This window comes from Flavobacterium inviolabile, from assembly GCF_013389455.1.
Classification (GTDB): Bacteria; Bacteroidota; Bacteroidia; order Flavobacteriales; family Flavobacteriaceae; genus Flavobacterium; species Flavobacterium inviolabile.
The window spans coordinates 1,551,216-1,572,971 of record NZ_CP058278.1 but is presented as its reverse complement, the minus strand read 5'-3'; the positions used below and the strand labels follow the sequence as shown (position 1 = coordinate 1,572,971).

At 39.8% G+C, this 21,756-nt stretch carries 24 protein-coding genes; 6 read left to right on the top strand and 18 right to left on the bottom strand.

All coding sequences use genetic code 11. From position 1 onward, the window contains the following. Nucleotides 1–27: 27 nt before the first annotated feature. From rpsN to rpsL, 18 genes are all read right to left on the bottom strand, one after another. The gene (gene rpsN, locus HW120_RS06875) at nucleotides 28–297 is read right to left on the bottom strand and encodes a 30S ribosomal protein S14 (RefSeq protein WP_177732466.1); all 270 of its coding nucleotides are present in this window, start codon (nucleotides 295–297) and stop codon (nucleotides 28–30) included. Between the two features lie 3 nt (nucleotides 298–300). Beyond that, entirely contained in the window at nucleotides 301–852 is a 552-nt protein-coding gene (rplE, locus tag HW120_RS06870) for a 50S ribosomal protein L5 (RefSeq protein ID WP_177732462.1), read from the bottom strand. Nucleotides 853–854: 2 nt separating this feature from the next. Continuing rightward, on the bottom strand, nucleotides 855–1,169 hold the full coding sequence (rplX, locus tag HW120_RS06865) for a 50S ribosomal protein L24 (protein ID WP_177732459.1): 315 nt from the start codon (nucleotides 1,167–1,169) through the stop codon (nucleotides 855–857). Nucleotides 1,170–1,181: 12 nt separating this feature from the next. Then, nucleotides 1,182–1,550: a 50S ribosomal protein L14 gene (gene rplN / locus HW120_RS06860; protein WP_007803649.1), complete on the bottom strand. Its 369-nt coding sequence runs from the start codon at nucleotides 1,548–1,550 to the stop codon at nucleotides 1,182–1,184. Nucleotides 1,551–1,552: 2 nt separating this feature from the next. Further along, complete coding sequence (gene rpsQ / locus HW120_RS06855; RefSeq protein WP_177732457.1) at nucleotides 1,553–1,810, bottom strand: 30S ribosomal protein S17; 258 nt, start codon at nucleotides 1,808–1,810, stop codon at nucleotides 1,553–1,555. A gap of 17 nt (nucleotides 1,811–1,827) precedes the next feature. Next, the gene (gene rpmC, locus HW120_RS06850; protein WP_177732454.1) at nucleotides 1,828–2,019 is read right to left on the bottom strand and encodes a 50S ribosomal protein L29; all 192 of its coding nucleotides are present in this window, start codon (nucleotides 2,017–2,019) and stop codon (nucleotides 1,828–1,830) included. Nucleotides 2,020–2,031: 12 nt separating this feature from the next. Continuing rightward, nucleotides 2,032–2,451 (bottom strand): 50S ribosomal protein L16, encoded by a 420-nt coding sequence (gene rplP, locus HW120_RS06845; protein WP_177732451.1) that lies wholly within the window; start codon nucleotides 2,449–2,451, stop codon nucleotides 2,032–2,034. A gap of 18 nt (nucleotides 2,452–2,469) precedes the next feature. After that, nucleotides 2,470–3,204 carry a 30S ribosomal protein S3 gene (rpsC, locus tag HW120_RS06840; protein WP_177732448.1) on the bottom strand — a complete coding sequence of 245 codons (735 nt, stop codon included), beginning with the start codon at nucleotides 3,202–3,204 and terminating at the stop codon, nucleotides 2,470–2,472. A 5-nt stretch (nucleotides 3,205–3,209) separates the two neighbouring features. Then, nucleotides 3,210–3,620 (bottom strand): 50S ribosomal protein L22, encoded by a 411-nt coding sequence (gene rplV / locus HW120_RS06835; RefSeq protein WP_136403049.1) that lies wholly within the window; start codon nucleotides 3,618–3,620, stop codon nucleotides 3,210–3,212. Between the two features lie 9 nt (nucleotides 3,621–3,629). After that, a complete protein-coding gene (rpsS, locus tag HW120_RS06830) occupies nucleotides 3,630–3,908 on the bottom strand; it encodes a 30S ribosomal protein S19 (protein ID WP_014085019.1) in 279 nt (92 codons plus the stop codon). 10 nt (nucleotides 3,909–3,918) lie between these two features. Next, complete coding sequence (gene rplB / locus HW120_RS06825) at nucleotides 3,919–4,743, bottom strand: 50S ribosomal protein L2 (protein WP_177732445.1); 825 nt, start codon at nucleotides 4,741–4,743, stop codon at nucleotides 3,919–3,921. 6 nt (nucleotides 4,744–4,749) lie between these two features. Beyond that, nucleotides 4,750–5,040 carry a 50S ribosomal protein L23 gene (rplW, locus tag HW120_RS06820; RefSeq protein ID WP_177732442.1) on the bottom strand — a complete coding sequence of 97 codons (291 nt, stop codon included), beginning with the start codon at nucleotides 5,038–5,040 and terminating at the stop codon, nucleotides 4,750–4,752. Nucleotides 5,041–5,046: 6 nt separating this feature from the next. Beyond that, nucleotides 5,047–5,676, bottom strand: coding sequence for a 50S ribosomal protein L4 (gene rplD / locus HW120_RS06815; RefSeq protein ID WP_177732439.1), 630 nt, complete (start codon nucleotides 5,674–5,676; stop codon nucleotides 5,047–5,049). Next, on the bottom strand, nucleotides 5,676–6,293 hold the full coding sequence (gene rplC, locus HW120_RS06810; RefSeq protein WP_177732437.1) for a 50S ribosomal protein L3: 618 nt from the start codon (nucleotides 6,291–6,293) through the stop codon (nucleotides 5,676–5,678). The genes rplD and rplC overlap by 1 nt, the downstream gene beginning before the upstream one ends. A 115-nt stretch (nucleotides 6,294–6,408) precedes the next feature. Then, nucleotides 6,409–6,714: a 30S ribosomal protein S10 gene (gene rpsJ / locus HW120_RS06805; RefSeq protein WP_020213633.1), complete on the bottom strand. Its 306-nt coding sequence runs from the start codon at nucleotides 6,712–6,714 to the stop codon at nucleotides 6,409–6,411. A gap of 11 nt (nucleotides 6,715–6,725) precedes the next feature. Then, nucleotides 6,726–8,861, bottom strand: a complete 2,136-nt coding sequence (gene fusA, locus HW120_RS06800) for an elongation factor G (RefSeq protein ID WP_177732435.1) — start codon at nucleotides 8,859–8,861, stop codon at nucleotides 6,726–6,728. Nucleotides 8,862–8,880: 19 nt separating this feature from the next. Further along, entirely contained in the window at nucleotides 8,881–9,357 is a 477-nt protein-coding gene (gene rpsG, locus HW120_RS06795; RefSeq protein ID WP_177732432.1) for a 30S ribosomal protein S7, read from the bottom strand. A gap of 26 nt (nucleotides 9,358–9,383) precedes the next feature. Beyond that, nucleotides 9,384–9,764, bottom strand: coding sequence for a 30S ribosomal protein S12 (gene rpsL, locus HW120_RS06790; protein ID WP_114757561.1), 381 nt, complete (start codon nucleotides 9,762–9,764; stop codon nucleotides 9,384–9,386). A 180-nt stretch (nucleotides 9,765–9,944) separates the two neighbouring features. On the opposite strand from rpsL, the gene HW120_RS06785 reads away from it, so the two are divergent. From HW120_RS06785 to HW120_RS06765, 6 genes are all read left to right on the top strand, one after another. Beyond that, nucleotides 9,945–11,609 carry a BamA/TamA family outer membrane protein gene (locus tag HW120_RS06785; RefSeq protein ID WP_177732429.1) on the top strand — a complete coding sequence of 555 codons (1,665 nt, stop codon included), beginning with the start codon at nucleotides 9,945–9,947 and terminating at the stop codon, nucleotides 11,607–11,609. A gap of 290 nt (nucleotides 11,610–11,899) precedes the next feature. Beyond that, complete coding sequence (locus HW120_RS06780; protein ID WP_177732426.1) at nucleotides 11,900–15,130, top strand: SusC/RagA family TonB-linked outer membrane protein; 3,231 nt, start codon at nucleotides 11,900–11,902, stop codon at nucleotides 15,128–15,130. A 3-nt stretch (nucleotides 15,131–15,133) separates the two neighbouring features. After that, nucleotides 15,134–16,612: a SusD/RagB family nutrient-binding outer membrane lipoprotein gene (locus HW120_RS06775; protein ID WP_177732423.1), complete on the top strand. Its 1,479-nt coding sequence runs from the start codon at nucleotides 15,134–15,136 to the stop codon at nucleotides 16,610–16,612. Nucleotides 16,613–16,999: 387 nt separating this feature from the next. Then, nucleotides 17,000–18,655, top strand: a complete 1,656-nt coding sequence (locus HW120_RS17820) for a TonB-dependent receptor plug domain-containing protein (RefSeq protein WP_317168419.1) — start codon at nucleotides 17,000–17,002, stop codon at nucleotides 18,653–18,655. Then, complete coding sequence (locus HW120_RS17815) at nucleotides 18,562–20,172, top strand: SusC/RagA family TonB-linked outer membrane protein (protein ID WP_317168418.1); 1,611 nt, start codon at nucleotides 18,562–18,564, stop codon at nucleotides 20,170–20,172. Before HW120_RS17820 ends, HW120_RS17815 begins: the two co-directional genes overlap by 94 nt. Nucleotides 20,173–20,191: 19 nt before the next feature. Next, entirely contained in the window at nucleotides 20,192–21,748 is a 1,557-nt protein-coding gene (locus HW120_RS06765) for a SusD/RagB family nutrient-binding outer membrane lipoprotein (protein WP_177732420.1), read from the top strand. The last annotated feature ends 8 nt before the right edge of the window (nucleotides 21,749–21,756 follow it).

The following is a 21,756-nucleotide window of genomic DNA, read 5'->3' as shown; positions in this document are numbered from 1 at the left end:
CTTTAATCAATTTATAATTCTTTTATATTACCAGCTAGCTTTTCTAACCCCTGGAATCAATCCATTATTAGCCATTTCACGGAAAGTTACACGTGAAATACCGAATTGACGCATATACCCTCTTGGTCTTCCGGTTAATTTACAACGATTGTGTAAACGAACAGGAGAAGCATTTTTTGGTAACTTTTGTAAACCTTCATAATCTCCAGCTTCTAACAAAGCTTTTCTTTTTTCAGCATACTTGTCTACCAACGCTTGTCTTTTTACCTCGCGGGCTTTCATTGATTCTTTAGCCATAACTTAATTCTTTTTAAAAGGTAATCCTAATTGTACTAATAATGACTTCGCTTCTTTATCTGTTGATGCTGAAGTTACAAAAGTAATATCGAAACCAGCAATTTTGTTTACTTTGTCAATATCAATTTCAGGGAAAATGATTTGCTCCAAAACTCCTAGGTTATAATTACCTCTACCATCAAATCCAGTTGCTTTGATACCACCGAAATCTCTTACACGTGGTAATGCAGAAGTGATCAAACGATCTAAGAATTCATACATTCTTTCTCCACGTAAAGTTACTTTAGCACCAATTGGCATACCTTTTCTTAATTTGAAAGACGCAACGTCTTTTTTAGAAATGGTAGATACTGCTTTTTGACCTGTAATTTTTGTTAATTCTTCAACTGCATGATCAACTAATTTCTTATCTGATACAGCTGCACCAACACCACGGCTTACAACGATTTTTTCAAGTTTAGGAACCTGCATAACGTTTTTGTAACCGTACTCTTCTGTAAGAGCAGCAATTACTCTGCTCTTATATTCTTCTTTTAGTCTAGGTATATAAGCCATCACTATAATACTTGATTAGATTTTTTTGAAAATCTCACTTTCTTATCTCCTTCTACTTTAACTCCTACTCTTGTTGCTTCCTTAGTTTTAGGATCAACTAGAGCGATATTAGAGATATGAATTGGAGCTTCTTTTTTAACGATACCACCTTGAGGGTTTTTTGCACTTGGTTTAGTATGTTTCGAAACCATGTTAACACCTTCAACTACCGCTTTATTTTTCTCGCGAAGTACACGTAAAACTTTACCTTCAGCACCTTTATGGTCTCCAGCGATTACTTTTACGATATCTCCTGATTTAATTTTTAGCTTTATCATTTTTACAACGAATTAAAGCACTTCTGGTGCTAATGATACAATTTTCATGAATTGTTTTTCACGAAGTTCTCTTGCTACAGGACCAAAAACACGAGTTCCTCTCATTTCACCAGCAGCATTTAACAATACGCAAGCGTTATCGTCAAATCTGATGTATGAACCGTCGGCTCTTCTCACTTCTTTTTTGGTACGTACAACAACTGCAGTGGATACAGCACCTTTCTTAACGTTTCCGTTTGGTGTTGCATCTTTAATTGACACTACAATTTTATCTCCAACAGAGGCATAACGACGTTTCGTTCCTCCTAAAACACGGATAGTTAAAACTTCTTTAGCTCCCGTGTTATCTGCTACTTTTAATCTAGATTCTTGTTGTACCATAATTACTTCGCTCTTTCAATGATTTCAACTAATCTCCAACATTTAGATTTACTTAATGGACGTGTCTCCATAATTCTTACAGTATCTCCAATATTGCAATCGTTTGTTTCGTCGTGCGCAACATATTTTTTAGTCTTTAACACGAACTTACCATATAACGGGTGTTTTACTCTTCTTGTTTCAGAAACAACAATAGATTTTTCCATTTTGTTGCTTGTAACTACACCTATTCTTTCTTTTCTTAAATTTCTTTTTTCCATCTTTCAGCAGAATACAATTATTGTAACTCTCTTTTGCTTAGCTCAGAGGCAACTCTAGCAATCGATCTTCTTACAGTTCTTAACTGTAACGGGTTTTCAATTGGAGAAATAGCGTGAGCTGTTTTTAGGTCGGCATATGTCTTCTTTAACTGACTAAGTTGTCCTTGTAACTCAGCTGCAGATAGATTCTTAATTTCTGATTGTTTCATAATAAAAATTGATTATGCTTCGAAATCTCTAGCAACGATAAACTTAGTTTTAACAGGAAGTTTTTGTGCAGCAAGACGTAAAGCCTCTTTTGCAACAGAAAGAGGAACTCCTCCAACTTCAAACATAATTCTTCCAGGTTTCACAACTGCAGCCCAGTATTCAACTGCACCTTTACCTTTACCCATACGTACTTCAAGAGGTTTCTTGGTGATAGGTTTATCTGGGAAAATTTTAATCCATAATTGTCCCTCTCTTTTCATGTAACGAGTTGCAGCAATACGCGCAGCTTCGATTTGACGAGAAGTAATAAATGACGAATCTAAAGATTTGATACCAAACATTCCATTAGAAAGTTCATGTCCTCTTTGAGAAATGCCTTTCATTTTACCTTTCTGTACCTTACGGTATTTTGTTCTTTTAGGCTGTAACATTTTTCTTTAGTTTAAAAATTACTTTCTTTTGCGTTGGTTAGGTCTACCATTTCCTTTTGGAGAAGAAGAAGATCCTGTAGATTTAGACTGTTTTTTGTCCATACCTACTAACGGGGAAAGATCTCTTTTTCCGTAAACTTCACCTTTCATGATCCACACTTTGATACCCATTCTACCATAAGTAGTATGTGCTTCAGCTAGTGAGTAATCGATGTCAGCTCTGAAAGTTGATAGAGGAATACGTCCTTCTTTGAACATTTCTGAACGTGCCATTTCAGCTCCGTTCAAACGACCAGAAATCATAACTTTGATACCTTCAGCGTTCATACGCATAGCAGCAGCAATAGCCATTTTAATTGCACGTCTGTAAGAAATACGACTTTCAATCTGACGAGCGATACTTGTACCTACTAAGTAAGCATCAAGTTCAGGTCTTTTAATTTCAAAGATGTTAATTTGAACCTCTTTGTCAGTAATTTTCTTAAGTTCTTCTTTTAACTTGTCTACCTCTTGACCACCTTTTCCGATAATGATACCAGGTCTGGCAGTAGTGATAGTAACGGTTACAAGTTTCAAAGTTCTCTCGATGATTACTTTAGATACACTAGCTTTTGATAAACGAGCATGAATGTACTTTCTGATTTTGTGATCTTCGGCAAGTTTATCACCGTAGTCATTTCCACCATACCAGTTAGAATCCCATCCTCTGATGATACCAAGGCGATTTCCGATTGGATTTGTCTTTTGTCCCATCTTTATTAATTGCTTTGTGTGTTATTAATATCTCCAATCACGATTGTAACGTGGTTAGAACGTTTTCTGATTCTGTGTGCGCGACCTTGTGGAGCCGGACGAAGTCTTTTCAACATCATACCACCATCAACACGGATCTCTTTTACAAATAAGCCTGCTTCTTCCATATTAGCGTCTGCGTTTTTAGCTTGCCAGTTAGCAATAGCCGATAACAACAATTTCTCTAATTTGCGAGAAGCTTCTTTTGAACTAAATCTTAATATATTAAGAGCTTTTTCTACCTTCTGACCTCTAACTAAATCTGCCACTAAGCGCATTTTTCTAGGTGAAGTAGGGCAGTTATTCAGCTTAGCAAATGCAATTTGCTTGTTAGCTTCTTTAATCTGCTCGGCTCTTTCTCTTTTACGAACTCCCATAGCTTCTTATTATTTTTTACCTTTATTTTTTGCTCCAGCATGACCTCTAAAAGATCTTGTTGGTGAAAACTCTCCTAATTTATGACCTACCATGTTTTCTGTTACGTAAACAGGTACAAATTGACGACCGTTGTGAACTGCGATAGTTTGTCCAACAAAATCCGGAGTAATCATTGAAGCTCTAGACCAAGTCTTAACAACTCCTTTATTACCTTTTTCGATATTTTCCTGAACTTTCTTATCTAATTTATAGTGTACAAAAGGTCCTTTTTTTAATGAACGTGCCATATCTTACTTATTATTTCTTTCTACGTTCTACGATATACTTATTACTCGGATTAACTTTAGAACGAGTTCTATAACCTTTAGCAGGTAAACCTTTTCTAGAACGTGGGTGACCTCCAGAAGAACGTCCTTCACCACCACCCATCGGGTGATCTACTGGGTTCATTGCAACCGGTCTTGTTCTCGGTCTTCTTCCTAACCATCTAGATCTACCAGCTTTTCCTGATACAACTAATTGATGATCTGAGTTAGATACTGCTCCAATAGTTGCAGAACAAGTTAACAAGATTAATCTTGTTTCACCTGAAGGCATTTTAATTGTAGCATATTTACCGTCTCTCGCCATTAATTGAGCAAAAGTACCAGCAGAACGAGCAATAACAGCTCCCTGACCAGGTCTTAACTCAATACAAGAAATAACAGTTCCTAGAGGAATTTTACTTAAAGGTAAAGTATTACCAATTTCTGGAGCCGCTTCAGGACCAGAAACTACAGTTTGTCCCACTTGTAAACCATTTTGAGCGATGATATACGTTTTAGCACCATCTGCATAGTACAATAACGAAATGAACGCTGAACGATTCGGATCGTATTCGATTGTTTTCACTGTAGCCGGAATTCCAACTTTAGTTCTTTTGAAATCAACAATACGATACTTTTGTTTGTGACCACCACCTGTGTAGCGCATGGTCATCTTTCCTTGACTATTTCTACCTCCAGAGTTTTTTTTCGGTGCGATCAAAGAACGCTCCGGCTTATCAGTTGTAATAGTGTCAAAGCTATTAACAACTCTAAAACGCTGACCCGGGGTAATAGGTTTTAATTTTCTAACTGACATGTTCTATTAGATATTATTATAAAAATCTATTGTTTCTCCTTCTTGTACTTGAACAATTGCTTTTTTGTAAGCATTAGTCTTTCCACTGATTAAACCACTCTTAGTAAATTTAACCGTTCTATCAGCTCTGTAATTCATTGTGTTTACAGCAACTACATTCACTCCGTAAGCAGCCTCAACTGCATTTTTGATCTGAATTTTGTTTGCTTTCTTATCAACAACGAAACCAAAGCGGTTGAATACTTCACCCTCTTTGGTAATTTTTTCAGTAATGATAGGTTTAATTATGATACTCATACCCTATTATTTGCTTAAATTTTCTTCAATTCCTTCTAAAGAACCCTCCAAAAGCACTAAACTATTTGCATTTAAAATAGCATAAGTACTTAATTCTGAAGTAGTTACAACACTAGAAGCCTTTAAATTGCGTGACGACAAATATACATTTTTATTTGATTCACCCAACACAAATAAAGATTTTTTATTTTCTAACCCTAAAGCTTTCAATACATTAATGAAATTTTTAGTGTTTGGAGCTTCAAAAGTAAAGTCTTCAAGAACTACTAAATTGGACTCACTTGCTTTGATAGAGAAAGCAGATTTTCTAGCTAATCTCTTTAAAGTTTTGTTCAATTTGAAAGAATAACTTCTTTGTCTTGGTCCAAAAACTGTACCTCCACCTTTAAACAAAGGAGACTTAACACTTCCTGCACGAGCAGTACCGGTTCCTTTTTGTTTTTTAATCTTACGCGTACTTCCAGTAACCTCAGCTCTTTCTTTAGCTTTGTGAGTACCTTGTCTTTGATTTGCTAAATATTGTTTAACATCAAGATATACTGCGTGATTATTAGGCTCAATTGCGAATACTGAATCAGAAAGTTGAACTTTTCTTCCAGTATCTTTTCCGTTGATATCTAATACTTTTACTTCCATTACTTTTGAATGATTACGTAAGAGTTTTTGTGTCCAGGAATAGCTCCTTTAACCAAAAGTAAGTTCTTTTCAGCAACCACTTTTAAAACTCTAAGGTTTTGAACTGTTACATTTTCTCCTCCTGTTCTTCCAGCCATACGCATTCCTTTGAATACTCTAGATGGATAAGATGATGCTCCAACAGAACCTGGCGCTCTCAAACGGTTGTGCTGACCATGAGTAGCTTGTCCAACACCACCAAAACCGTGACGTTTAACAACCCCTTGGAAACCTTTACCTTTTGACACACCTAGTACGTCTACAAACTCACCTTCTTCAAACAAATCTACAGTGATCACATCACCTAATTTGTGTTCAGTTACAAAATCTTGGAATTCAACGACTTTCTTTTTCGCAACAGTACCCGCTTTTTTAAAGTGACCTAAGTCCGCTTTAGTAGCGTGTTTTTCTGTTTTGTCATCGAAACCAAGTTGTAACGCTTCATACCCGTCAACCTCATTGGTTCTGACTTGGGTAACAACGCATGGCCCAGCTTCGATTACTGTACAAGGAATGTTTTTCCCGTTTTCATCGAAAATACTAGTCATGCCGATTTTTCTACCAATTAACCCAGACATATAAAACTAATTATTAATTACTTATTGAAATATTTATTTTTTGAGTGCGCAAAAGTAAGCATTAAGTTTTAAATAAAAAAACTTAATGCTTAAATACTTTAAAATGCGATTTTTATCACACTTTGATCTCTACCTCTACTCCACTTGGTAACTCTAACTTCATTAGAGCATCAATTGTTTTTGAAGATGAAGAGTAGATATCTAATAATCTTTTGTATGAACTCACTTCGAATTGTTCTCTAGATTTTTTGTTTACGTGCGGAGAACGCAATACAGTGAAAATCTTTTTGTGTGTTGGCAACGGAATTGGACCTGTTACCACAGCACCTGTACTCTTTACAGTTTTTACGATTTTCTCAGCAGATTTGTCTACTAAGCTGTGATCGTAAGACTTTAATTTTATTCTGATTTTTTGACTCATTTTCCTAAAAATTAAGCGTTACCTTTTGCTTTTTTAATTACTTCCTCAGAAATATTGTTTGGCGTTTCAGCATAGTGAGAGAACTCCATTGTAGAAGTTGCTCTACCTGAAGACAATGTTCTCAATGTTGTTACATATCCGAACATTTCAGAAAGCGGCACACTAGCTTTAACAACTTTAGCACCATTTCTATCATCCATGTTGTTGATCTGACCTCTACGACGGTTTAAATCCCCAACAATATCACCCATATTTTCTTCCGGAGTTAATACCTCTAATTTCATGATTGGCTCAAGGATAACAGCTCCTGCAGCTTTAGCAGACTCTTTATATCCCATTTTAGCAGCCAATTCGAAAGATAGTGCATCGGAATCCACCGGGTGGAAAGATCCATCCAATAAAGTAACTTTTAAACTATCAACTTCATATCCAGCTAATGGACCTGATTTCATAGCTTCTCTAAATCCTTTTTCTACAGCCGGGATATATTCCTTAGGAACGTTACCACCTTTAACTTCGTTAACGAACTGTAATCCAACCGGCACTTTTCCGTCAACTTCATCAGCAGGCTCAATTCTAAATACGATATCACCGAATTTACCACGTCCACCAGACTGTTTTTTGTAAGTTTCTCTGTGTTGAGCAGATCTTGTGAAAGCTTCTTTGTACTCAACCTGAGGCTCACCTTGGTTTACTTCTACTTTAAACTCACGTCTCATACGATCCACAATAATGTCTAAGTGAAGCTCACCCATACCAGAAATAATAGTTTGTCCTGAAGCATGGTCAGTTCTCACTGTAAACGTAGGATCCTCTTCAGCTAATTTAGCTAAAGCCATACCCATTTTATCAACGTCTGCCTTAGTTTTAGGCTCAACAGCGATACCAATTACCGGATCAGGGAAATCCATAGATTCTAATACGATAGGGTGTTTCTCATCAGATAAGGTATCACCCGTTTTGATATCTTTAAATCCAACAGCAGCTCCAATATCTCCTGCCTCAATATATTCGATAGGATTTTGTTTGTTAGCGTGCATTTGGTAGATACGGGAAATACGCTCTTTATTTCCAGAACGGTTATTCAACACATAAGAACCTGCGTCCAAACGTCCGGAATAAGCTCTGAAGAATGCTAAACGACCAACATAAGGGTCAGTAGCGATTTTAAATGCTAAAGCAGCGAAAGGCTCTGTAACAGATGGCTTACGAGAAATTGGCTCCTCGGTATCAGGATTTGTTCCTTCAATTGCCTCTTTATCCAATGGAGAAGGCAAGAATTTACAAACTGAATCCAACATGAACTGAACTCCTTTGTTTTTAAATGAAGAACCACACAACATCGGGATGATAGCCATATCGATAGTTGCTCTTCTTAATGCATTGTTGATTTCTTCCTCAGTAATAGAGCTTTCATCTTCCATGAATTTCTCTAAAAGGTTTTCGTCATACGCAGCAACTTCTTCAATTAACTGTGCTCTGTATTGTTTTGCATCAGCAACCATATCCTCAGGGATAGGAACGATATCAAAAGTAGCTCCTTGAGTCTCATCATGCCAAACAATAGCCTGATTTTTGATCAAATCAACAACTCCTCTGAAATCAGCCTCATCACCAATTGGCAATACCAATGGAACAGCGTTTGATTTCAACATATCTTTTACTTGTTGACAAACTGCTAAGAAGTTTGAACCCTGACGGTCCATCTTGTTAACAAACCCCATACGAGGAACTTTATAGTTGTCAGCAAGTCTCCAGTTAGTTTCTGATTGTGGCTCAACACCATCAACAGCACTAAACAAGAAAACTAATCCATCTAATACACGTAACGAACGGTTTACCTCAACTGTAAAGTCAACGTGTCCCGGAGTATCGATAATATTAAAGTGGTAGTCTTTGGTATCAGGAGTAGAAGCTCCTTGATTTGTAGGGAAATTCCAGGTACAAGTTGTTGCAGCAGAAGTAATAGTAATACCTCTTTCTGCTTCTTGCTCCATCCAGTCCATTGTTGCAGCACCTTCGTGCACCTCACCAATTTTGTGTGTTTTTCCCGTATAGAATAAGATACGCTCTGTTGTTGTTGTTTTACCAGCATCAATGTGAGCAGCAATCCCAATATTTCTAGTATATTTTAAATCTCTAGCCATTTCTAATGTTTCTTATGAATTAAAATCTAAAGTGAGAGAATGCTTTGTTCGCTTCTGCCATTTTGTGAGTATCCATTCTCTTTTTAACAGCAGCACCTTCTTCTTTTGCAGCAGCTAAAATTTCAGAAGCAAGTTTCCCTGCCATAGATTTCTCATTTCTTCTTCTGGCATAAAGAATCATCCATTTCATCGCCATAGAAATTTTTCTATCCGGACGAATTTGCATTGGGATTTGGAATGTAGCTCCACCAACTCTGCGGCTTCTTACTTCTACGTGAGGCATAACATTTGTTAATGCATCTTTCCAGATTTCCAATGAAGATTTTTCTGCATCTTGCTTTTTAGTCTCAACGATCTCTAAAGCATCATAGAATACTTTGAAAGCAGTCGATTTTTTACCGTCCCACATTAAATTATTCACAAAACGTGTTACTAACTGATCGTTAAATTTCGGATCTGGTAAAAGAGGTCTTTTTTTGGCCTGTCTTTTTCTCATGTCTTTTCTTTAAAAGTTTTTAAAAATTACTTTTTGTCTTTAGGGCGTTTAGCACCATATTTAGATCTTCTTTGAGTTCTACCGTTAACTCCGGCAGTATCCAAAGCACCACGAACGATGTGGTATCTAACACCTGGTAAATCTTTTACCCTTCCGCCTCTAACTAATACTATCGAGTGCTCTTGTAGATTGTGTCCTTCTCCTGGGATGTAAGCATTCACTTCATTACCATTTGTCAAACGTACACGCGCAACTTTACGCATTGCAGAGTTTGGTTTCTTTGGCGTAGTAGTGTAAACACGCGTACAAACCCCTCTTCTTTGAGGACAAGAATCTAAAGCAGCCGATTTACTCTTCTTAGTTATCTGGGCTCTCCCTGTTCTTACTAATTGTTGAATTGTTGGCATAATTTTTTAATAAAATTTCTAACGTTATTAAATTCCCGCTTTTTACGGGGTTGCAAATGTATAAATTAATTTTCAAAAATCAAATCATAAAACATTAATTTTCAACCACATTAATACACAAATAACTCCGGCATACTTTTTTGTAATTTTTACGTTATTTTTACCAAAACAATTTAGTCTTTGAAAAAGCTACTCCTACTTTCATTTTTCATACTCCTCTGCCACTCCGGTAAAGCCCAAAACCTGTACCTGAAAATTGAAGGAACAGCCATCTCCGAAAACAAAACCATCGACAGCATCGGCTACCAGCACAAGCACGCCAATGCCAAATCCATACTGGACGAGAACAACACCTTCGCCACTTCCCTTTTTAAGAAAGGCTACCTGGAAAGCAGACTACTGGAGCAATCCAAAACAAACGACAGTACTTTTACCTTCACGTATGCTATCGGAAAGAGAACCAGCCTTATACACATATATATAGGTAACATAACCGCCGAAGAAAAAGAGCTGTTACATTTCAAAAACGATACCCTGCAGATTCCTCTATCCGAAACAGAAGCCTTTATGAACCAGGGAATACAGACGCTCGAAAAAAAAGGATACTCCCTTAGCTCACTTCAATTAACAGACTATAAAAAAATAAATCACACGTTAACCGCACAGCTGGAAATCCACACAGAAAAAAAACGCAGCCTGAACGACATTGTCATTGCCGGATACACCAAATTCCCGGAAGGCATCCGCAAAAACATTTTAAAACAAAACCGGAAGAAAACCTTTAACCAGGAAAACCTGAAACTAATCCACAACAGCTTTAATGCACTGCCTTTTGTTAACCAGACAAAATATCCGGAAATCCTTTTCACAAAAGACAGCACCAAAGTTTATGTTTACCTGGAAAAAGCAAAACCCAATCGCTTTGACGGTTTTGTAGGCTTTTCCAATGACGACAACGGTGCTGTAAAATTTAACGGTTACCTTGACCTGCTGCTAAACAACATCCTGAACTCCGGAGAGAAATTCAACCTGTACTGGAAAAACGACGGAAAAGAACAAACCACCTTCAACCTGGGCGCAGAAATCCCGTACCTCTTTAAAAGTCCGCTGGGGATCAAAGGAAATTTAAAAATATTCAAACAGGACAGTACCTTTCAAAACACCTCAACCGACATCAATCTCGGTTATTACTTTAATTACAACTCAAAAGTATTCCTTGGCTACCAGGAAACCGAATCTGTAGACATTCAAAAAGCAAATTCCAGCACACTGAGCAACTACAACAATTCCTTTATTACCAGCTCCTACGAATACTACGCCTATAACCCGGACGATTTCCTTTTCCCGGAAAGAACCAGCCTGCTGTTAAAAGGCGGTATCGGCTCCCGGAAATCAAAAATAGAAAGCAACGATCAGTATTTTTTCCAGATCAATGCCGCCCACAACATTTACCTCAACAGGAGAAACATCTTTAACCTGCGGAATCAGACTTTTTACCTGCAAAGCAATAACTACATCATTAACGAATTATACCGCTTCGGAGGAATCAACTCCATCCGCGGATTTAACGAAAACAGCCTGCAGGCCAATTTATACTCCGGACTACTCATCGAGTACCGCTACGTACTGGCTTCCAACATTTACGTTCATTCCATTACCGACTTCGCCTATTTCCAGGACAAGACCTCCAATTTAAAAGACAACTTACTCGGTCTTGGTTTCGGCTTCGGACTGCTAACCAAAAACGGACTCTTCAATATCGTTTATGCTAACGGAAGTACAAAAAACCAGGAAATAAAACTTTCCAACTCCATTATCCACATCAGTGTCAAAACAAGATTTTAACAACTCTTAAAATTCCCTTCCAAAATTATTACACCAAATTCTTTGCGTTTTTTTTCATCATAACAAAACATCAGTAAAAACACACATTTCATAACAATTAACTACTATTTAACACTTAAATAAAGGGTCGATTATTTTTTATAACCAAATCTAAAAGGAAAGAAAAATCCCTCAAATGTTAAGATTTAAATTATCAGTATTTCATTATTTTAATAAAATATTTACATTTCACTTGTTTTTTTAAGAGATTTTTAAGAAATTTGATCGCATAACCGTAATTAGAACTACAAATGAGAGCAAAATTCAAAGCTTTTTTAACACTTGTATTGGTGTTACTTGTGCAAAATCTCTTTGCCCAAGAAAGAACAGTTTCCGGTAAAGTAACAGATGTAAGTGGCTTACCGCTACCTGGTGTTAGTGTCATTGTAAAAGGCACCACAAATGGAACACAAACTGATTTTGATGGCAACTATAAAATAAAAGTAAGCCCTACAGCAGTTTTGGTTTATTCATTTATTGGGATGAAGACCCAAGAAATCAGGGCAGCATCTACAGTTATGAATGTAAAATTAGATGAAGAAGCAAAAGTATTAGAAGGTGTGGTAGTAACCGCTTTAGGGATTACCCGGGATAAAAAATCTTTAGGATATTCCTCTCAAAAAGTAGAAGGAAGCCAGATAAACTCCTCACCAACCACAAATTTCGTAAACAATCTTGCCGGTAAAGTAGCCGGACTGGATGTAAAAACCAACTCCAACTTTGGAGGATCCACAAACATTGTACTGCGTGGATCGAAATCCATAACCGGTAACAACCAGGCATTAATAGTCGTAGACGGTATTCCGATCAGTAATGCCAACCTGAACACTAAAGATGCCGTAAACGGAAGAGACGGTTATGACTTTGGTAATGCTGCAGCCGATATTGACCCGAACAATATCGAGTCGATAAACGTATTGAAAGGAGCTGCTGCTACAGCGCTATACGGAAGTTTAGCCCAACAGGGAGCCATCATGATTACCACTAAAAAAGGAAGAAAAAATTCCGATATTGGTATCGCTGTCAGCTCAACAGTATCGGTAGGGTATTATGACAAATCCACATTTCCGAAATACCAGAAAGAATACGGACAGGGATATGCCGGAGAAGACAGTATCTATTCGGCTGATGTAGACGGAGACGGGATTCCTGATTTAGTCGCCTCAACCGGTGATGATGCCTCCTATGGTAATGCCTTCAATCCTTCCTTAATGGTGTATAACTGGAATGCATTCGTACCCGGTAATCCACACTACGGACAGGCAACCCCATGGGTAGCGGCACAGAACGATCCGGGCACTTTCTTCCAGAATTCAACCTCCTACGTGAACAACGTTTCCCTGAATGGCGGCGACAGCAACAGTGCTTTTAACCTGAGCTATACCAATAATTCCGAAACCGGGATTATGCCAAACAGTAAATTAATTAAAAACGCTATTAGCGGTAACTACTCCAGAGATCTGAATGACAAAATCAAGATAAACTCTTTTATGACATTCTCCCATCAGAGTGTAACCGGTAGAAACAGCGTTGGATATGGTGACAACCTCTTAACCGGTTTCAGACAATGGTGGCCTGTTAACGTAGACGTACAGGAATTGCGTTCCGAATATTTCAGAACCGGACGTAACGTAACCTGGAACATGATCGACCCGACAAACGGCGACTTAAGACCTAACTTCTGGAACAACCCCTACTTTGAAAGATATGAAAACTATACGACCGATAACAGAAAACGTTTGTTAACCGGAGCCAGTATCAGTTTTGATGTCACCAAAAACTTCAACCTGTTAGGCCGTGTGGGTATTGACTATTCTTATGACAAACAGGAATTAAGAAAAGCAATAGGCAGCCACGCCGAAGAATTTGGAATTTCGCAGGTTACAAACCAGGCAACAGAATCATCAGGATATGTAATGTTCACCCGGGACTTCCTGCAACAAAACTACGACATCATTGGTACCTACGATTTAAGCCTGTCTTCGGACCTGTCTGCAAAAATAATCGGTGGTTTTAACTTTATCCGGGCCGACTCCTACTCTTTTGAAGGAGCAACTGCCGGTGGATTATTAATTCCGGGTATTTACAGCCTTTCCAATTCGAGCGTATTCATTCCGCCGGTGGAATCGACCATTAAATATGAAAAAGCCGGTGTTTACGGACAAGCCAATATCGACTTCAAAAAAATGGTTTACCTGGAAGGTTCATTCCGTCATGACGAATCAACCGCGTTACCAAAATCAAGCCGTGGTTATGACTACTATTCAGCCGGAACCAGTATCATCCTATCAGAAATGATAAAAGCAGACTGGCTTTCGTTTGCAAAACTAAGATTGAACTATGCAAGAGTGGGTAACGACCCGTTATACGGAAGACTTGGTGCCAAACAAAACAACGGTTCCGTTAACAACAACCCGATTTTCGGAAACAGCGACCAGCTGATTGAATTTGAAAAACTAAGACCGGAAATCACCCATTCATGGGAATTAGGTCTGGAAGCTTCCATATTCAAAAACCGATTGAGCCTGGATGCTTCGGTATACAAAACCAATACCAAAGACCAGATTTTCTTTGTTCCGCAATCGCCGGCAACACAATATATCTCCAAACAGATCAACGCCGGGGAACTTGAAAACAAAGGTATCGAGGTTGCTTTAACGGCTACCCCTATCAAAACAAACGACTTCTCATGGCAGATCAATGTGAACTGGTCTAAAAACGTCAACAAACTGTTATCGCTAGATGCCGGAAGAACCAACCTGTTACTGACTACTTTCCAGCGTACTTCCCTGAACGCAACGGTAGGCGAACCATACGGAACCATCAGAGGTACAGACTATGTATATGATGGCAGCGGAAATCCGGTAGTTGGCGACGATGGATTATACCTTCAAAAACAGGACCAGGTATTGGGTAACATCCAACCGGACTGGATTGGCGGTGTGTACAACAAAGTAACCTATAAAGATTTATCATTAAGCTTCCTGATTAATGTTAGAGAAGGCGGTAGCATCTTCTCACTTGACCAGGCATACGGACAGGAAACCGGTTTATATCCGGAAACAGCAGGGCTGAACGATTTAGGAAACCCTGTCAGAAGCCCGTTAAGCCAGGGTGGTGGTATCATCCTTCCGGGTGTAAAAGAAGACGGAACGCCAAATGACATCCGTGTAGACGCAACAGCATCTGCCAATGTTTTCGGAGCAGATTCCACTCCTGAAAAAGCCTATGTTTATGATGCGTCTTTTGTAAAATTAAGAGAAGTTGGTTTAACCTATACCATGCCTGCAAAATTACTGGGTCGTTCTTTTATCAAAGGAGCTTCTTTCAGCCTGCTGGGCAACAACTTATGGATCATTCATAAAAACACTCCATATTCAGACCCGGAAGCCGGATCATCCGGTGGAAACATACAAGGATACCAGTCTGGTGTAATGCCTTCGGTTAAAGTATATTCATTTAATGTAAAATTAAACTTCTAAAAGATGAAAAAGTTATTAATCCCGATACTAGCAATCGCATCATTATTCTTTACAGGATGTGTTAATGATGATATCGACTTTAACGACGACACCAGCAAGACTTATACCGCCAGTGCCGAAGCGTTATTATCGAACTCGCAAAAAGAATTAACCGACCAGATGACAACACCAAGTGTTAACCTGAACGTATTCCGCTATTTTTCGCAATATTGGGCGGCAACCCTATACAGAGCCGAATCCCGATACAATCTTACCAGCAGAAGAATTCCGGACAACCACTGGAGAGTTTTATATACCCGTGTTTTAGGAAACTTAAAAACAGCCAAGGAAGTAGTTGATGCCGAAGCAAAACCGGAAAACATCGATCAGGCCACATGGGATAAAATACAGATCAACAAATCGGCTATTATCGAAATCTTAAATGTGTACACTTACCAGATACTGGTAGACTCCTTTGGAGATGTTCCCTACACGGAAGCCTTACAGCCGGTTAACATTGTTTTACCGAAATATGACGACGACCAGGCAATCTATCTTGATTTGCTTAGCAGGCTGAATGCCGCCACAGCACAATTGGATACCAACTTTGCTTCTTTCAGCAAAGGCGATTTACTATACAACGGTAATATTGCCAAATGGAAACTGTTTGCCAATTCCCTGAAAGTAAAACTGGCGATCAACATTTCGGATGTAAACAACTCCCTGGCTCAGTCCACCATTGAAAGTGCTTATACAGCCGGTGTGATCACAGCAAATAGCGACAACGCTCTGGTACAGTTCAATTCCTTTTCGCCAAACTACAACCAGATTTTCGGAGAATTGGTTGCCAGCAACAGAAATGACTTTGTTCCCACATCTGTGTTTGTTGATGAGCTGAACACCCTAAACGATCCCAGAAGACCTGTATTTTTCACCCCAATGGCAGACGGAAGCTATGTGGGCGGTGCATACGGATATACCAATACACAACCTTATGAAACGTCTTATTCCCACATAGGGGACGAAATCAAAAAGGCAGATGCCAAAGGAGTGCTATTCGATGCGGCAGAAGTTAATTTCTACCTAGCAGAAGCAGCAGCCAGAGGTTATAACGTGGGTGGTACACCAGATACTTACTATAGTGCGGCCATTACCGCATCATTAAATTACTGGAACATCCCAACCGGCGATATCTCGACCTATCTTGGACAAAGTACGGTAGCCTATGCTACGGCAGCCGGAACCTGGAAAGAAAAAATAGGAAAACAGGCATGGATAGCACTGTACAACAGAGGCTTTGAATCCTGGAACTCCTTCAGAAGATTAGATGCACCCGGGCTTACTGCTCCTCCCAGTGCATTCCCTGTTGCAGAAGGCAAAATACCGGTTAGGCTAACGTACCCTGTTAACGAACAAACCGTTAACGGTAACAGCTACCAGGCGGCAAGTGCTGCAATTGGCGGCGACAAGCTTACCACAAAAGTTTTCTGGGACGTAAATTAAAACTTAGTTCTTTTATTTGAGTTATTTAAAAACCATCACAGCATTTTTGTGATGGTTTTTTTATGTTTATCCCTTATGCATTGATTAAAAAAACAAAAACATACCCCGTTTTATTCCGCTTTGCCACAATACTGCCGCAACAAAACACTCATATCACACTCAACAAACTAACAATCAGTATTTTAAAAACAAAACTACCAATATCCATTTCAATTTTTATTGCTATTTCATCATTTAAATCGAAAATTATCACAATTACAGCAGTAAAATCAATTCTTTAATCCATTATATCCAAAAAAACACAGCTGTGTATATTTGAGTAGCTAAACAACTGACAATCAACAATCATTTTAACTATGTTAGCGATAAAACCATAACATATTTACGATGAAAACACAGTTTAAATTTTATGTCACACTAATCTTTGTATTAGTCCTCCAAAATCTTTTTGCACAGGAACGACTGGTTAGCGGTAAGATTACCGATCTGAATAATTTTCCGATTCCAAGAGCCGGTGTTATGGAAAAAGGAACAACTAACGGTACACAAACCGACATTAACGGGAATTTTTCTATCCGGGTAAGTCCGGCCGCAACATTAGTCATTACGTTTATCGGAATGAAAACGCAGGAAGTCAGGGCGGCTTCCACTACCCTGAACATCACACTGGAAGAAAACACTACGGAACTTCAGGACATTATAGTAACGGCATTAGGCATAAAAAGGGAAAAGAAGGCCATTGGCTATTCGGCTCAGGAAGTAAAAGGTGACGTCATCAATCAGGCCGGACAAACCAATGCCCTCAGTGCGCTATCGGGAAATATTGCCGGAGTTCAGGTAACGGCACCTTCTTCTATGGGCGGCTCGGCACGAATCCTTATCAGAGGTATCGGCTCTGTAACCCAGAACAACCGCCCGCTCATTGTTATTGACGGTATTCCGATGGACAATTCAAACTACAACAGCACAGCAACCCAGAGAGGTGCCGGCGGAAGGGATTACGGTGATGCTTCTGCCGATATCAATCCGGACGACATCGAATCCGTTTCCGTCCTGAAAGGAGGTCCTGCCGCTGCTTTATACGGATCGAGAGCGGCTAACGGGGTGATCATGTACACCACAAAATCCGGAAAAAAAGGCCGGTCGGAAGTATCATTAAAAACAGGATTAACAATGGAAAGCATTAATATAATGCCGGTACTGCAAAACGAATACGGCGGCGGCTCTTCGACCACCTTACCTACTGCTAACATTAACGGTCAGCTTTATAACTTAGCGGATTATAGTGCCGATGAAAGCTGGGGACCAAGATATGATCCGAACCTGATGTATCTTCCCTGGAATGCATTCGATCCGGAGTTTTCCAACGATTATATGGTCACAAAACCGTGGGTCGCCCCCAGAAAAGGGGTCAAATCGTTTTTCAATACCGGTTATACCTCCACAACCAATATCGCGATGAGTCATGCCACCGAAAAAAACAACATCCGGACTTCTTTCAGCAACCAGACTACCGAAGGGATTGTTCCCAATTCCAAACTGTCTAAAAATACATTTTCTATAAATGGCGGGGCAGAGTTAAACAAACAGCTGCGCTTTGACGGTATGCTAACCTATACCGGAACAAAAGGCTTTAACCGACCCGAGCAGGGATATGGCGACAACTCTGTAGCCCAGAAATTTTTCCAGTGGACACAACGACAACTGGATTATGATGCTTTAAAAGACTACAAACTCGCTAACGGAATGCAGCGTTCCTGGAACAGGGCATCGTGGGACGATGCGACACCGCTATATAGCGACAATCCTTACTGGTCTGTTTATGAAAACACTTCCGAAGACCGGCGAAACCGTTACATCGGGAACATCAAACTGAAATACAATTTCACACAAACAAACAAACAAACAAACAAACAAACAAACAAACAAACAAACAAACAAACCTTTATGTGGTTGGAAATGTTTACGGCGACCTGTACAACCTTACCACCAGAGAACGGGTTGCCGTTTACTCACAGGCACAGTCAGGCTATTCACAAGTAGTGCGAAATGTCTCCGAAATGAATTATGAAGGACGCCTTCATCTTGACAAACGCTGGGACAAATTAAGCCTTAACACTTTTGCCGGGGTAAACCGGAGACATTCAAGCTATAGCTCTTTATCCGGAACTACTTCCGGAGGATTGATTATCCCGAACCTGTACAGTCTTTCCAATTCCAGAAACCTTTCCCGTTCTTCCAATTATGATTCACAGGAAAGGGTAAACAGCCTGTATGGCATGGTATCCTTAGGATATGCAGACATGCTGTTTCTTGAAGCGACCAACAGGAAAGACTGGTTTTCAACCGTTAAAAAAGCAGCCAACTACCCTTCTGTAACCGGAAGCTTTATTTTCTCCGAACTGCTAAAAGACACCTCCTGGCTATCCTATGGAAAGATCCGAAGCGGCTGGGCACGGGTGAGTAATGGTGCTTCGCCTTATGTAATTGCCAATTATTACAACATCGGCACGCCGTTTCAGGACATCCCATCCTATTCCAATCAGTCAACAGCAAACAATCCCGATTTAGTTCCGGAAATAAAAACCAGCAAAGAAATAGGATTGGAAATGAAATTGCTGAACAACCGGATCGGATTCGACATTTCGCTTTATGAAGATATTACCAAGGACCTGATTACCCCTTTACAGATTACTTCTTCCACCGGGTTTACATCAAAATATATAAATGCCGGTAAACTGCGCAACCGCGGTATTGAAGCATCAGTATACCTAACACCCATAAAAACAAACGACTTTAGCTGGGACATTACCTGGAACTTTTCAAAAAACAACAACAAACTGCTTTCCTTATATGAAGACACCCAATCCTTAACGCTGGTAAATGCACCTTTCAGTGTTTCATTATTAGCGGTGGTTGGTGAAAAATACGGACAGATATACGGCAACGATTATGCCTATGATGAGAATGGCAACAAAATAATCAACGCAAACGGAACCTATAAAGTTGGCGAACGAAAAGCATTAGGTTCCATAATTCCGGATTACAATATGGGAATCCGAAATGCTTTCCAATACAAAGGCATCAACCTCGGATTTTTAATTGATATTCAAAAAGGAGGAAGCTATTTTTCCACCTCACACATGTGGGGTTCCTATTCCGGGCTTTTAGAAGCCACGGCTGCGAACGGGATTCGCGAAAACGGAATTGTACTGGAAGGTGTCAAGGCAGACGGTTCTCCGAACACCACCGTACTTTCCGGGTATAACTGGGCAAGAGCACACTATAATGGTGTAGATGCCCAAAACGTTTTCGATGCCGGTTATATCAAATTAAGAGAAGCCACTCTGGGGTACAGCCTGCCTAAAAAATTCCTTGGAAAGAAAATAAACAGTGTCACTTTTGCAGCTTTTGCAAGAAACCTGTTTGCCTGGAACCTAGCCTGGAGAGGAATGGATCCTGAAAATACCAGTTACGGAAGCGGTAACATTCAGGGTATCGAAGGAGGTTCATTACCCTCAACCAGAACCTACGGTATGAACATAGAAATTAAGATCTAACCTTTTCAAATTAAACATCATGAATAAATTAATACTATTACTCACACTTCTCATCTTTACCGGTTGTACAGACCGATTTGACGAGATTAACACCAACCCGAACAATCCCACGAATGTTACTACTCCCGGTTTGTTTAACAGCGCTACCCGGAATATTGTTGATGTCAACATGAGAGGATCGTTTGGTTCTGCCCGGATGACCTTACCCTGGGTACAATATTCTGCGCAGCGGAATTATACCGAGGAAGACCGTTTTCAATTCAGGGAAACCACCAACACCTCTTTGTTTAACAGCTACTATTTACAGGCGAAAAATTTCAAATCGGTTCTTGAACTCAATACCGATCCCGCTACGGCTTCCGGAATGTCTGTTTATGGCAATACTAACAATCAGATAGCTGCCGCCCGGATCATGCTCGCGTATATCTTTCACAATCTCGTGGATACTTACGGCGACATTCCCTATTATTCTTTTGGGAGTGACGATCCCGATTTCCAGGCTTTGGACATTAATAACCTCACACCGAAATTTGCCTCACAGCAAAAAATCTATACCGATTTGCTAAAAGAACTAAAGGAGGCTGTAGCGATGATTGACCTTACCGACAATGTTTTTTACAACAACCAGGATAACTTTTTTGGCACCGCTGTAAAGCTGAAACGCTTTGGAAATTCCCTGCGCTTACGAATCGCCAACCGGGTAAAAAACGTTATCCCATCGGCAAATGCCCATATTCAGGAAGCCATTGCTTCCGGAGTAATGCTCTCTGCCAATGATAATATAGGTGTCCGGTTCGAAGCCAATTCTGTAAACCCGGCACCCACCTACCGTGCCTTTTTTGTAGACAACAGAACCGATTATACTGTTTCGAAAACCTTTACCGATCTTTTAAAGGGACAGATCGGCCCTTTTAGCACCGACCCGAGATTACAAAAAATACTGGCACCGAGAGGTACTTCAAAAATCAATTCGTTAAACAATAATTATACGGAAACCAGCGACCTGAGCAAATACCAGGGAATGCCATACGGAATCACTTCCGGCCAGACAAACAGCCAGGTCAGCGGTGTCTGTCATTACAGTTACAGCATTTTCAGACCGGATTATACCGAGTACCTAATGGAATATGCCGAAGTTGAATTCCTGCTATCCGAAGTGAACGGCTGGAGCCAGAGCCACTACGAAAAAGGCATTCGGGCCTCGATGGCAAAATGGAATGTTACGCAACCAGCCATCGATGCCTATATTGCAGCACTTCCGGCAGCAACCCAGGAAACGGTACTGACACAAAAATATATCGCCCTGTTTATGCAACCTTATGAAACCTGGGCAGAATGGCGAAGAACCGGTTTCCCGAACATCCTGATCCAGCCGGGCGGAACCGGTACGCTCATCAATCCTATCAACGGATCTTACACCTATATCTTCACACCTCTGAAACAATTAACAGAAATGCCTTCAAGGCTCACCTATCCGGTAAACCAGAAAGATCTCAACCCGGCTAAATACCTTGAAGCTTCCCAAAACATCGGAGGAGACAAATTAGACACGAAGTTAATCTGGGATACAAATTAACCCGCTGT